Annotated in this window: 13 protein-coding genes; 6 read left to right on the forward strand and 7 right to left on the reverse strand. The window is 66.1% G+C overall.

Translation table 11 applies throughout. From position 1 onward, the window contains the following. Positions 1–21 precede the first annotated feature (21 nt). The 3 genes from wecC (at position 22) to ACUCV3_RS01395 (ending at position 4,307) form a co-directional block, all read left to right on the forward strand. Entirely contained in the window at positions 22–1,317 is a 1,296-nt protein-coding gene (gene wecC / locus ACUCV3_RS01385; protein ID WP_482240293.1) for a UDP-N-acetyl-D-mannosamine dehydrogenase, read from the forward strand. 117 nt (positions 1,318–1,434) lie between these two features. Continuing rightward, positions 1,435–2,163, forward strand: a complete 729-nt coding sequence (locus ACUCV3_RS01390) for a polysaccharide biosynthesis/export family protein (protein WP_010337739.1) — start codon at positions 1,435–1,437, stop codon at positions 2,161–2,163. Further along, positions 2,163–4,307 (forward strand): GumC family protein, encoded by a 2,145-nt coding sequence (locus ACUCV3_RS01395; protein WP_279729157.1) that lies wholly within the window; start codon positions 2,163–2,165, stop codon positions 4,305–4,307. The genes ACUCV3_RS01390 and ACUCV3_RS01395 overlap by 1 nt, the downstream gene beginning before the upstream one ends. A gap of 11 nt (positions 4,308–4,318) precedes the next feature. On the opposite strand, the gene ACUCV3_RS01400 is transcribed toward ACUCV3_RS01395, so the two are convergent. The 3 genes from ACUCV3_RS01400 to purS all read right to left on the reverse strand — a co-directional run bounded on the left by ACUCV3_RS01400 (position 4,319) and on the right by purS (position 5,910). Further along, entirely contained in the window at positions 4,319–4,849 is a 531-nt protein-coding gene (locus ACUCV3_RS01400) for a hypothetical protein (protein WP_279729156.1), read from the reverse strand. 149 nt (positions 4,850–4,998) lie between these two features. Continuing rightward, on the reverse strand, positions 4,999–5,673 hold the full coding sequence (gene purQ / locus ACUCV3_RS01405) for a phosphoribosylformylglycinamidine synthase subunit PurQ (protein ID WP_279729155.1): 675 nt from the start codon (positions 5,671–5,673) through the stop codon (positions 4,999–5,001). A gap of 3 nt (positions 5,674–5,676) precedes the next feature. Further along, positions 5,677–5,910, reverse strand: coding sequence for a phosphoribosylformylglycinamidine synthase subunit PurS (gene purS / locus ACUCV3_RS01410; protein WP_004207358.1), 234 nt, complete (start codon positions 5,908–5,910; stop codon positions 5,677–5,679). Between the two features lie 154 nt (positions 5,911–6,064). Between purS and ACUCV3_RS01415 the strand changes: the two genes are divergently transcribed. After that, complete coding sequence (locus tag ACUCV3_RS01415; protein ID WP_004207357.1) at positions 6,065–6,217, forward strand: hypothetical protein; 153 nt, start codon at positions 6,065–6,067, stop codon at positions 6,215–6,217. Positions 6,218–6,220: 3 nt separating this feature from the next. Here the strand turns inward: ACUCV3_RS01415 and ACUCV3_RS01420 are convergent, their stop codons facing one another. After that, positions 6,221–6,991, reverse strand: coding sequence for an AraC family transcriptional regulator (locus ACUCV3_RS01420; protein WP_482240376.1), 771 nt, complete (start codon positions 6,989–6,991; stop codon positions 6,221–6,223). 92 nt (positions 6,992–7,083) lie between these two features. Between ACUCV3_RS01420 and ACUCV3_RS01425 the strand changes: the two genes are divergently transcribed. Both ACUCV3_RS01425 and ACUCV3_RS01430 read left to right on the forward strand, forming a co-directional pair. After that, on the forward strand, positions 7,084–8,298 hold the full coding sequence (locus ACUCV3_RS01425; RefSeq protein WP_279729153.1) for an MFS transporter: 1,215 nt from the start codon (positions 7,084–7,086) through the stop codon (positions 8,296–8,298). Between the two features lie 71 nt (positions 8,299–8,369). Then, a complete protein-coding gene (locus ACUCV3_RS01430; RefSeq protein WP_279729152.1) occupies positions 8,370–9,122 on the forward strand; it encodes a sulfite exporter TauE/SafE family protein in 753 nt (250 codons plus the stop codon). 45 nt (positions 9,123–9,167) lie between these two features. Here ACUCV3_RS01430 and purC read toward each other — a convergent pair whose 3' ends face one another. From purC to ACUCV3_RS01445, 3 genes are all read right to left on the reverse strand, one after another. Next, the gene (purC, locus tag ACUCV3_RS01435; protein ID WP_004207352.1) at positions 9,168–9,950 is read right to left on the reverse strand and encodes a phosphoribosylaminoimidazolesuccinocarboxamide synthase; all 783 of its coding nucleotides are present in this window, start codon (positions 9,948–9,950) and stop codon (positions 9,168–9,170) included. Between the two features lie 127 nt (positions 9,951–10,077). Continuing rightward, positions 10,078–11,352 (reverse strand): aminotransferase class V-fold PLP-dependent enzyme, encoded by a 1,275-nt coding sequence (locus tag ACUCV3_RS01440; RefSeq protein ID WP_482240294.1) that lies wholly within the window; start codon positions 11,350–11,352, stop codon positions 10,078–10,080. A 92-nt stretch (positions 11,353–11,444) separates the two neighbouring features. After that, positions 11,445–11,579 (reverse strand): hypothetical protein, encoded by a 135-nt coding sequence (locus ACUCV3_RS01445; RefSeq protein WP_482240295.1) that lies wholly within the window; start codon positions 11,577–11,579, stop codon positions 11,445–11,447. Positions 11,580–11,608 lie beyond the last annotated feature (29 nt).

Below are 11,608 nucleotides of genomic sequence, written 5' to 3' on the forward strand. Positions count from 1 at the left end.
GAATGAAGGATTATCTCCCCCATGCCCGTCGACAGCAAGCAGAAGGTTTCCGTCATTGGCCTGGGCTATATCGGCCTGCCGACTGCGGCGCTGATCGCGCGCGGCGGCGCGCAGGTCGTCGGTGTCGATGTCAGCGCCCATGTGGTCGAGACGGTCAATTCGGGCCGGGTCCATATTGAGGAAGTCGATCTGGACGGCCTGGTGCAGGGCGTGGTGGCACGCGGCAATCTGCGCGCGTCGCTCAGCGTCGAGGCCAGCGACGTCTTCATCATCGCGGTGCCGACCCCGGTGGCCGAGGACCGCGCGCCCGACATCTCCTATGTGCTGCAGGCGGCGCGGACCGTCGCGCCGGTGCTGAAGAACGGCGATACGGTGATCCTGGAGTCCACCTCGCCGGTCGGCACGACCGAGGCGATGCGCGACCTGATTGCCGAGCTGCGCCCGGACCTCAAGATGCCGGCGCGCGGCGTGGCGGGCGACATCGCCATCGCCTATTGCCCCGAGCGGGTGCTGCCTGGTCGCATCCTGGTCGAGCTGATCGACAATGATCGCTGCATCGGCGGCATCACGCCGCGCTGCGCGCGCAAGGCGCTGGGCTTCTATCGCCAGTTCGTGCGCGGGGCCTGCATCACCACGACCGCGCGCGCGGCCGAGATGGTGAAGCTGGTGGAAAACAGCTTCCGCGACGTCAACATCGCCTTTGCCAATGAATTGTCGGTGATCGCCGACCGCATGGACATCGACGTGTGGGAGGTGATCCGCCTCGCCAACCGCCATCCGCGCGTCAACATATTGCAGCCGGGGCCGGGCGTCGGCGGCCATTGCATCGCCGTCGACCCCTGGTTCATCGTCCATGGCGACCCGGAAAATGCCCGCATCATCCGCACCGCGCGCGAGGTGAATGACGGCAAGACCGATTATGTCGTGGCCAAATCGTCGGACATGATCGACGCCTTTGCCGGCGAGGATGTCGCCTGCCTCGGCCTTGCCTTCAAGCCGAACATCGACGATTTCCGTGAAAGCCCGGCGGTCAAGGTCGCCAGCCGGCTCGCCCGCCGCTACGGCAAGCGGGTCAAGCTGGTCGAACCCTATGCCCAGGATCTGCCGATGGAGTTCGCCGGCACCGGCGCCGAACTGATCGATCTCGATACGGCTCTGGAACAATGCGGCGTGTTCATCATTCTTGTCGATCATGACATGTTCAAATCCGTTCCCGTCGACGAACGCGCCGGTAAGGCCGTCTATGACACGCGCGGCATCTGGCCCGACCAGCCGCGCCGTCAGCCCGAGCCGGCTGCGCAGCGCATCGCGGTCTGATCGTCGGCCGGGCGGTTCGTCCTGCCCCCCGCGCGGTTGCCATGACGGTGCCGCGTCGCTAACCCCCGAGCCGAGCGGTCCTTTTGCGGGCCGCACCCGGTTCGCAATGGGGTGTTGATGCGCATGAAGCGCCAGATTTTGGGGCACTATGGCAAGGGCATGAAGGGCGGCGCCGTCGCGGCAGCGGCGATGCTGCTCGCCGGCTGCTCGACTGTTGAGGATGCCCCCCGCGGCGAGGCCGCCTATGCGCTGATGCCCGCGCCCGCCGCGGTGGGCCGCGACTATGTCATCAGTCCCGACGATGTGCTGCGTATCCAGGTCTATCATGAGCCCGACCTGTCGCTGGAGGATGCGCGGGTCAGCGCGGCCGGCATGGTCCGCATGCCGCTGGTCGGCGATGTGTCGATCGGCGGGCTGACCGCCGGCGAGGCGTCGGACGTGATCGCCGGTAGGCTTGGCGAGCGCTATCTCGTGTCGCCGCAGGTCACGGTGTTCGTGAAGCAGGCGGTCGGCCGCCGCATCACCGTCGATGGCGAGGTGCGCGAGCCCGGCCTGTTCCCGATCGAGGGACGGATCGGCCTCATCCAGGCGGTGGCGCTGGCCCATGGCCCAACCCGGCTGGCGAGCCTGGGGCAGGTGGTGGTGGTCCGCACCGTCGAGGGGCAGCGCCAGGCCGCGACTTTCGACCTGGGTGCCATCCGCAAGGGCGAAGCGCCCGATCCTGAAATATTGCCCGGCGATCTGGTGATCGTCGGCCTGTCGCGCGCCAAGGCTATCCTTGGCGGCGCGCTGATCGCCATTCCCGCCGTCGCGACCGGCTTCATCGCCATAGACGGAGGCAATTGATGGTGTCCCGGATCATCGAACTGGAACAGCGTCAGGCCGGGGAGGAGGATCGCACCACCCGCTTTGTCGAGAGTGCGCGCGGCACATGGACCGTGGTGCGGCGGCACAGGGTGATCCTGTTCGTCACCATGGCGCTCTGCGTGCTGGCGGGCGTCATCTATATCCTGCTGTCGACGCCGGACTATCGCGCGACCGCCTCGGTCGAGGTGGAGGATGTGCCGGCGGGGGCCGCCGGCGCCGGCGCGATGCAGAAGCCGGTCAGCGCGGCCGACACGGAAAGCATGATGCAGACCGAGCTGGAAGTGCTGCGCAGCCGGGCATTGGCCGAGGATGTCGCGCGCGATCTGGCGCTGGTCGGCAGCCCGGTCTTCTTCCAGGGCATGGATGCGCGCCGCCCGGCACAGGGGCAGGGCAGCCTGACCCAGCGCCAGGTCGAGCATGAGCAGGTCATCAAGTTGTTGCGCGACAATCTGCAGGTCGAACTGCCGGGCAAGTCGCGGGTGCTGCGCATCAGCTTCGTCAGCGCCGATCCGGCCTTGTCGGCGCGGGTGGCGAATAGCTATGCCGACAGCCTGATCCGGGCGGACCTGAAGCGCGGCTTTGAGTCCGGCGTGCAGGCGCGTCGTTTCCTGCTGGGCGAGCTGGATGGCGCACGCAAGGATCTGGAACGGGCCGAGCGCGATCTGGCGGTCTATGCCTCGCGCACCGGCGCGGTGCCGGCAGAGGCGGCTACGGACGAGGACAAGAAGAGCGACGGCAAGGATGCAAAGCCCGATGCCGCGCCGGTGCCGGAAGGATCGACCGCGGCGCGTCTGGCGCAGCTCAATGCCTTCCGCGCGCAGGCGGTCGCGGACCGTATCGCCGCGCAGAAGCGCTGGGAAAGCGCGAAGGCGGCGAGCGCCGACACGCTGCCCGAGGTGCTGGGCAACGGCGCCATGCAGCAGTTGATGGCGGAGCGGGCGAAGGCGCGCGCGGCGCTGGTCGAGGAACGGCAGTTCCGCAAGGACGCCCACCCCGAAATGCGCGAGGCACGGGCGCGGCTGGCGGCGCTTGACGACCAGGCCGAGAGCATGGCGAACACGATCCGCGCGTCGCTGCGCCAGGAATATGAGGTGGCGGCGCATGGCGAGAAGCAGATCGCTTCGGAAATCGCCGCGCTGGAAGGCGATGCACGGGTCGAGCGCGGCCGCGACATGCAGATGAGCATGATGAGCCGGTCGGTCGAAACCTATCGCCTGCTGCATGACAGCCTGTTGCAGCGTTATCGCGACATGGCGTCGCAGGCGGGCTTCCAGGCCGGCCGCATCCAGCCGCTTGACCGGGCGGCGGTGCCGACCACGCCCTTTGCCCCCCATGCCGGCCAGATCATGCTGGTCGCGCTGCTCGGCGGCATGCTGCTGGGCCTGCTGCTGATCGCGGCGCGGCACATGTTCGACGATGCGGTGACGTCGGCCGATACGCTGGCGGAGCGGGTCGACCTGCCGCTGCTGGGCGCAGTGCCGACCACCGGCGACCAGCCGAGCGCGCCCGACATCTTCGCGCCGATCGCGGCTTCGTTGCAACTGGCGTCGGTTGCCGGCCTGCCGCGCTCCATCCTGGTTACCAGCGCGCAGGAGGAGGAAGGCAAGTCGCTGACCGTCAACGCGTTGGCCCGCGCGCTGGCGCGGCTGGACAAGAAGGTGCTGGTGATCGACGCCGACATGCGCCGGCCGGTGCAGCACAGCCTGTTCCGGGTGACCGCGACGCGCGGCATCAGCGAGGTGCTGACCGGCCAGGGCAAGGTCGAGGATCTGATCCTCGACAGCGGTGTCGCCGGCGTATCTCTGTTGCCCTGTGGCGCGGTGCCGCCCAATCCGGCGGAACTGCTCTCCACCCCGGCACTCGATGCACTGCTGGGCGCTGTGCGCGACCGCTATGACACGGTGCTGATCGACGCGCCGCCGATCCTGGGCATGTCGGACGCGCAGCTGCTCGCCGCCAAGGTGCAGGTCACGCTGCTGGTGGTCGAATGGGGCCGCAACCATCATGGCGGCCTGCGGGTGGCGGTGGAACGACTGCGCCGGGCCGGCGGCTCGATCGTCGGCGCTGTGCTGACCAAGGCGCATGGCCGGGCTTATGACTATGACTATCACCGGGGCGGCTAGAGCCTGATCGTTTAGCGCGCCTTGGCGGGCGCGCACGCAACCTTGTGGAGGCTGTAGCTGGCGAAGGGCTTTTCGGCATTTGCCTCGTCCCGCGCGACGATGCTCCATGTCAGTTGCGCGCCTTTGATGCGCCAACGGTTGACGAAGGTCGCGTCGGGATAGGCATAGTCGATGTCGAAGCCATCGGGCTGGCTTTCGCCTTCGCCAAGGGCCGTGAAGGCGCCGCCGAAACTGTCGGCCCAGAAACCGATGATCGGATGGGATTTTGCGGTGCCGCCGAAGATCAGATGCGCAGCGTAGCGATCCTTGGGATCGGCCAGGGCGCTGCTTTCCACATCGAGTGCGAGCATGGCGTCGAGCGTGATGGGCTGACTGCGGATGGACACGCTGACCGACTTGCCCATCACGCTGCCTTCGCCTTCCCAGCAGCCACTTAGCGCAAGGACCGCTTCGGGAACTGCGATCGTGCCGGGTTCGGCGGCTTGAGCGGCCGTCGGCAATAGTAGCAAGGCCATCAGCTGCGCGCGCGATTTGCTGATCATTGATCCCTCTTGGTCATTGTCCATCTGGTGTAGAACAAAGGGGGAATGATGCAAGTCAGGACCGATGCCGGCATCGCCGCAACCGGACGTAAAAAAAAGCCCGCCGCGCTGATGCGTGGCGGGCTTTTTTGTGATCTCGATCCGGAGGATCAGGCGCGGGCGAGAAGGCCCTCGACCAGGCCGGCGAACAGGCGCTGGCCGTCGGTGTTGCCATGGGCCGCCTCGATCACGCGCTCGGGGTGGGGCATCATGCCCAGCACATTGCCGGCTTCGTTGAGGACGCCGGCGATGTTGCGGGCCGAACCGTTGATGTTTTGCGCGTAGCGCAGCGCGACGCGGCCTTCGCCTTCCAGCCGATCGAGGGTGGCGTCGTCGGCGAAATAATTGCCGTCATGATGGGCGACCGGGAAGCTGATCGCTTCGCCGGCGGCATAGCGGCTGGTGAAGGCGCTCTGGGCGTTCTCGACGGTCAGGGCGACGTCGCGGCAGACGAAATGGCCGCCGGCGTTGCGCAGCAGCGCGCCGGGCAGCAGACCGCTTTCGGTCAGCACCTGGAAGCCGTTGCAGATGCCCAGGACGAAGGCGCCCCGGTCGGCGGCGCGGGCGACGGCCTGCATCACCGGCGAGCGGGCGGCCATCGCGCCGGAGCGCAGATAGTCGCCATAGGAAAAGCCGCCGGGCACGCCGATCAGGTCGATGTCGTCGGGCAGTTCGGTATCGCGATGCCACACCATGGTGGGCTTGGAACCGGTCGCAGCCTCGAACGCCACCGCCAGGTCGCGGTCGCAATTGCTGCCCGGAAAGACGATGACGGCGCTCTTCATGGCTCAGGCCACCTTTTCGATGCGATAGTTTTCGATGACCGTGTTGGCCAGCAGCTTGCGGCACATGGCGTCGATATCCTCGTCGCTGGTGCCATCGGCCAGGTCCAGCTCAATGAGCTTGCCGGCGCGCACGTCGTTGACGCCGCCAAAGCCCAGGCCTTCGAGCGCGTGATGGATCGCACGGCCCTGCGGATCGAGGACGCCGCCCTTGAGAGTGACGAAGATGCGGGCTTTCATGAGGTGCAAACTCCTTGGCATGCCGCCCGCCGATGCGGGGGGATGAACTTTGCCGCTCCCCCTAGGCGCGGCGCGGCGCGCAGGCAAGAGATTATGACTTTCTTAGGAAGCTGAGGATAATCTGATCGCCGAGTTTTTTGCGGGGATATGGGGCATGTCCGGTCTGGCACTGGCAATGTTTGTGGGGCTTTTTGCCTGGGGGCAGCAGATTGTGGGCTATGACGACCCGCATGGGCGGGTTCAACTGGCGCTGTTCGCGACCTTCTGCTTCGGCCTGCTGGTCGGCTATCGCGCCAAGTCCGCCTGAGGATCAGGGGCGATAGCGGCTGGGCGAGACGCCCAGCGCCCGCTTGAACATGGTCGAGAAATTGGCCGGCCCGTCATAGCCCAGATCCAGCGCGATCGTCGTGATCGGTTCGCCCGCCGCCAGCCGGGGCAGGGCCGCCGACAGGCAGGCCTGTTGCCGCCATTGCGCGAAGCTCATGCCCGTTTCCTGCCGGAACAGCCGGGTGAAGCGGCGCCGGTTCATCGCCAGCGCGTCGGCCCATTGGTCGATCGTCACATGGGCCTGCGGCTGTTCGACAAAGGCGTGGCAGCGTGCGGCAAGCGCGGCATGGCGCGGGAAGGGCACGGCGAGCGGGATCAGCGGTGCCCGCTCGATCTCCGCCACCAGCAGCCGCATGACAAGGCCATCGCGCGCCGCTTCCGCATATTCGACCGGAACATGGGCAGCCTCCACCAGCAACTGGCGCAGCAGCGGTGACACGCCGAGCACCCGGCAGGACCGGGCCAGGCCGGGATAGACGGCCTGATCGACCAGCACGCTGCGCGTCTGCACCGCGCCGACCATCCGCACAGCATGGGGCGTGCCGCCCGGAATCCAGACGGCCCGTTCGGGTGGGGCTACCCAGGCGCCCTGCGGCGTGTTGACCGCGACCACGCCGGACGCCGCATAGAGCAATTGCCCGCGCCGATGCTGATGCTGATGCTCGGCCAGTTCAAAGGAGGGCGGATAATCATTGCCGATGCCGACCACGGGCCGGGGGACATGCTCATGATCGTCGGGGTGCCGCTGGTCCATCATTGTCCCGATCGCAAAAGAGATTGACCCATATGCGGAAGCGGGACGGGAAGGGAAGCGCTAATCGGTCCGGCCTCAGAAAGGAACGGACAATGAAAGAGATAAGGATAGACAAGACAGGCGCACAATTGGCAGCGGGCGGCACGGCGTTCGGCGTGATCGTGGCGATCAGCTTCTGCCATCTGCTCAACGACATGATGCAGTCGCTGCTTCCCGCCATCTATCCGGGCCTCAAGAGCGAGCTACATCTGAGCTTCGGCCAGATCGGCATGGTGACCTTGGTCTATCAGATCACGGCGTCGATCCTACAGCCGATGATCGGCCTCTATGCCGACAAGCGACCGACGCCGATGGCGCTGCCGGGTGGCACGCTCTTCTCGCTGGCGGGTCTGACCGTGCTGTCGATCGCGCACAGCTATGGACTGGTGCTGGTCGGCGCGGCGCTGCTGGGCGTCGGCTCCTCGGTCTTCCATCCCGAATCCTCGCGAGTGGCACGGATGGCGGCGGGCGGTCGCCATGGCCTTGCCCAGTCGCTGTTCCAGGTCGGCGGCAATGCGGGGCAGGCGCTGGGGCCGCTGGCGGCGGCGCTGGTCGTGGTGCGCTGGGGCCAGTCGAGCCTGGCCTTCTTTGCGCTGCTGGCGCTGCTGTCGGGCGCGGTGCTGTGGAACGTCGCCAACTGGTATCGCCATCATGGCCTCAGCCGGTTGCAGGTCGGTGGCGCCGGCGCGCTGCATATCGAACTGCCGCGCGGTCATGCGGCGCGGGGCATCGCCATCCTGCTGGCGCTGATCTTCTCCAAATATGTCTATCTCGCCAGCCTGACGAGCTATTACACCTTCTACCTGATCCAGCGGTTCGACCTGTCGGTGCAGAATGCGCAGCTCCATCTGTTCGCCTTCCTGGCCGCGGTGGCGGTCGGCACGGTCGCGGGCGGGCCGCTGGGCGACCGGTTCGGGCGCAAATATGTGATCTGGTTCTCGATCCTGGGGGCGCTGCCCTTCACCCTGGCGCTGCCCTATGCGGGGCTGTTCTGGAGCGGGCCGCTGACCGTGGTCATCGGCCTGATCCTTGCCTCCGCCTTCCCCGCGATCGTCGTCTTCGCGCAGGAACTGGTGCCCGGCAAGGTCGGCATGATCTCGGGCCTGTTCTTCGGCTTCTCCTTCGGCATGGGCGGGCTGGGCGCGGCCGGACTGGGCTGGCTGGCGGACCATAGCAGCATCGAGATGGTGTTCCGGGTCTGTGCCTTCCTGCCGGCGATCGGCCTGCTCACCGCCTTCCTGCCCAATCCGGGACGCGAGCGGAACTGAATGTCATGGGCGGGGCGGCCCAGGTCGCCCCGCTTATTCTCTTTGCCGGCAACTGCTTATAAGGCTGGGACATGAGTCCCGACCTTCTCTATCTCGCCTGTGCCATCATCGCCGTCATCATATCGGGGCTCGCCAAGGGCGGCTTTGCCGGTGTCGGGGCGCTGGCCATGCCGATCATGGCGCTGGGCGTCGATCCGGTGCGCGGTGCGGCGATCCTGCTGCCGATCCTGATCCTGCAGGATGCGGTCAGCGTCTGGGCCTTCCGCCGCAGCTGGGACGGGCATATCCTGGCGGTGATGCTGCCCGGCATGGCGATCGGCGTCGGACTGGGCTACTGGTTCGCGGCGCAAGTCTCCGAAACCGCGGTGCTGGGCGCGCTCGGCGCCATTTCCACCTTGTTCGGGCTGCAGCGGCTCTGGGTCGAGCGGGGCGGGGCGATCGTCCTGCCTTCGACCTCGCCGGGCTGGGTCGGCACCCTGTTGGGCGTCGCGAGCGGCTTCACCAGCCAGATCGCCCATGCCGGATCACCGCCCTTCCTGATGTGGGTGCTGCCCAAGAAGCTGCCGCGCGACATGCTGGTCGGCACCACGGCTGTCGCCTTCGCTGTCATGAACTGGATGAAGGTGCCGGCCTATGCCGCGCTCGGCCAGTTCACCCGCACCAACCTGATGGCGACGGCGCTGCTGGTGCCGGTGGCGGTGGTGGCGACCTTCGCCGGCGTATGGCTGGTGCGGCGGGTCGATGCTGCGCGCTTCTACACGCTCATCTATGTGCTGATGGTGCTGCTGGGGCTCAAGCTGATGGCGGACGCCATCTTCGCTTGAGGCCCAAAAGAAAAGGGCCGGCGTTGCGGCCGGCCTTTTCGTAGATCAGTCCTTCTCGCGCTTCTTGCGATGCGTGTCGAGGTCGAGGACGGTGGTGTCCAGCCCCTCGGGCAGCAGGCCCAGGCGGCGGGCCACTTCCTGATAGGCTTCGACTTCCCCGCCGAGGTCGCGACGGAAGCGATCCTTGTCCAGCTTCTCGTTGGTCGCCATGTCCCACAGGCGGCAACCATCGGGGCTGATCTCGTCGGCCAGGATGATGCGGCTGTAGTCGCCGTCATAAAGGCGGCCGAATTCCAGCTTGAAGTCGATCAGGCGAATGCCGATGCCGGCGAACAGGCCGCACATGAAGTCGTTGATGCGGATCGCCATGTCGGCGATGTCGTGCATCTCTTCCTGCGTGGCCCAGCCGAAGCAGGCGATATGCTCTTCGGAGATCAGCGGGTCGCCCAGCGCATCATCCTTGTAGCAATATTCGATCAGCGTGCGGGGCAGCTGGGTGCCTTCCTCGATGCCGAGCTTCTTCGACAGCGAACCGGCGGCGACGTTGCGCACCACGACCTCGATCGGCACGATCTCGACCTGGCGGACGAGCTGTTCGCGCATGTTGAGGCGGCGGATGAAGTGGGTCGGCACGCCGATCTGGCCGAGCAGGGTGAAGATATGCTCGGAAATCCGGTTGTTGAGCACGCCCTTGCCCGAAATCGTGCCCTTCTTCTGGGCATTGAAGGCGGTCGCATCATCCTTGAAATATTGGATGATCGTGCCGGGCTCGGGGCCTTCGTAAAGGATCTTTGCCTTGCCTTCGTAGATCTGGCGGCGACGGGCCATGCGCGTTCCTGTCTTTTTCTTACAAAAGATTTTGCCCCGGCAAACGCGAATCGGAAAGGATCAGCGGGTGCCGGGGCTGCTTGGGGTGGCCCATAGAGCAATATAGGCGGGGGTGCAATTGTGGCGGCTATGCCCCCTTCATCTTCCGAAATTCGTCGAACAGGCCAAGGAAGCGGTCGATGTCCGCCCTGCTCAGGAAATAGGGGGTGGCGAGGCGCAGCTTGCTGGGGTTGCCGCCGCGAATGCGCACCTTGTGATTTTTCCAGAGCCAGTCCTGCAATTCCATCCGCTGCACCGGCGGCACGTTGACGGTCGCGATCGCGCAGCGCAGCGCCGGATCGGGCGAGGTCCAGTCCTCCGCGCCGCGCTTCACCATCTCGGCATGGATATAGTCGGCGAGCATGCGGTTGCGCGCCTCGATCCGCTCCATGCAGATGCTGTCGGCGAAGCTGATCGCGGCATTGAGGCCCATCAAGGTCGGGATGCAGGAGGAGCCGATCTGCATATAGCGGTCCGCCATGCGGGTCGGGTCGTCATAACCGCCGGTCGCGATCGTGTTCCAGACCCGGTCCATCACGCTCCTGTCGCGCAGATAGAGGAAGCCGGTGCCCTTGGTCGCGAACAGCCATTTGTGCATCGACCCGGTATAGAGGTCGCAGCCGATATCGTTGAGGTCGACCTTCATCATGCCCGGCGCATGGGCGCCGTCGAAGGCGGAGATGATCCCCTTCGACCGGGCGAGCGCGGCGATCTCCTTGGCCGGCAGCACCACGCCGGTCGAGGTGCTGATATGGCTGACGAAGATGATCCGCGTCTTCGGCGTGATTGCGTCACTGATGCGGTTGAGGATTTCGGCTGCGTTCTTCGCCGGCTTTGGCATGGCGAATTTCTTGACCACCACGCCATAGCGGCGCGACCGCAGCATCCAGGGCATTTCGCCCGATCCATGTTCCTCGTCGGATATCAGCACCTCGTCGCCCGGCTTCATGTCGAAGCCATTGGCGATGTAACTGTTCGCCTCGGTACAGTTGCGCAGGATCGCCATCTGCTCGACCTTGGCGCCCATGAAGTCGGCAAAGGGCTTGCGATACTGGTCCCAGGCGCCATAGCCCCAGATCGGATAATCCTCGGACCCCTCCTGGGTCATCTGCTCGGTCGTCTCGAACCCGTCGAAGATCGCCTTCAATACCGGGCGCGGCGAGGAGCCGACCGTGCCGACATTGAGGTTCACGACATCGGCCGGGATCAGGAACTGTTTGCGCAGCGCCGCCCAATAGGCATCTTCATTCTTCGCATGGAGATCGGCGGCTGGCAGCGGCACGCTGGTCAGCGCTTGCGCCCCGACCGGCGCGGCGAGCGAGGCGGCAGCGGCACTGCCGAGGAAGGAACGGCGATCGAGCATGGACATCCCCCATTTGGCGCTCCCGAAGCCGGAGCGGCATCATGTCTGCCGCTGGTTCAACGAGGCGCAAGGGGAAATCCGCAGGGGACGCGCTACAGCACGTCGCCGAACCTGAACCAGATCAGCGCCAGCCAGGCGATCAGGCCGATGCTGCCAATGATCACGCCGGATTTGGCGCTGATGGCGGCCCACAGGCCGCGCGGTTCGTCATCATCTTCGCTATGCATGGCACCGGCCTAGCGGGACCGGTGCCTGA

It is taken from the genome of Sphingobium sp. VMM (assembly GCF_056790315.1).

Bases quoted from the DNA above. Each gene is read 5' to 3' on its own strand.
- ACUCV3_RS01430 (WP_279729152.1), top strand. From the start codon at position 8,370: ATGAGTCCCGACCTTCTCTATCTCGCCTGTGCCATCATCGCCGTCATC.
- ACUCV3_RS01390 (WP_010337739.1), top strand. From the start codon at position 1,435: ATGCGCATGAAGCGCCAGATTTTGGGGCACTATGGCAAGGGCATGAAG.
- ACUCV3_RS01440 (WP_482240294.1), bottom strand. From the start codon at position 11,352: ATGCTCGATCGCCGTTCCTTCCTCGGCAGTGCCGCTGCCGCCTCGCTC.
- purC (WP_004207352.1), bottom strand. From the start codon at position 9,950: ATGGCCCGTCGCCGCCAGATCTACGAAGGCAAGGCAAAGATCCTTTAC.
- wecC (WP_482240293.1), top strand. From the start codon at position 22: ATGCCCGTCGACAGCAAGCAGAAGGTTTCCGTCATTGGCCTGGGCTAT.
- ACUCV3_RS01445 (WP_482240295.1), bottom strand. From the start codon at position 11,579: ATGCATAGCGAAGATGATGACGAACCGCGCGGCCTGTGGGCCGCCATC.
- purQ (WP_279729155.1), bottom strand. From the start codon at position 5,673: ATGAAGAGCGCCGTCATCGTCTTTCCGGGCAGCAATTGCGACCGCGAC.
- ACUCV3_RS01415 (WP_004207357.1), top strand. From the start codon at position 6,065: ATGTCCGGTCTGGCACTGGCAATGTTTGTGGGGCTTTTTGCCTGGGGG.
- ACUCV3_RS01400 (WP_279729156.1), bottom strand. From the start codon at position 4,849: ATGATCAGCAAATCGCGCGCGCAGCTGATGGCCTTGCTACTATTGCCG.
- ACUCV3_RS01395 (WP_279729157.1), top strand. From the start codon at position 2,163: ATGGTGTCCCGGATCATCGAACTGGAACAGCGTCAGGCCGGGGAGGAG.
- purS (WP_004207358.1), bottom strand. From the start codon at position 5,910: ATGAAAGCCCGCATCTTCGTCACTCTCAAGGGCGGCGTCCTCGATCCG.
- ACUCV3_RS01420 (WP_482240376.1), bottom strand. From the start codon at position 6,991: ATGGACCAGCGGCACCCCGACGATCATGAGCATGTCCCCCGGCCCGTG.
- ACUCV3_RS01425 (WP_279729153.1), top strand. From the start codon at position 7,084: ATGAAAGAGATAAGGATAGACAAGACAGGCGCACAATTGGCAGCGGGC.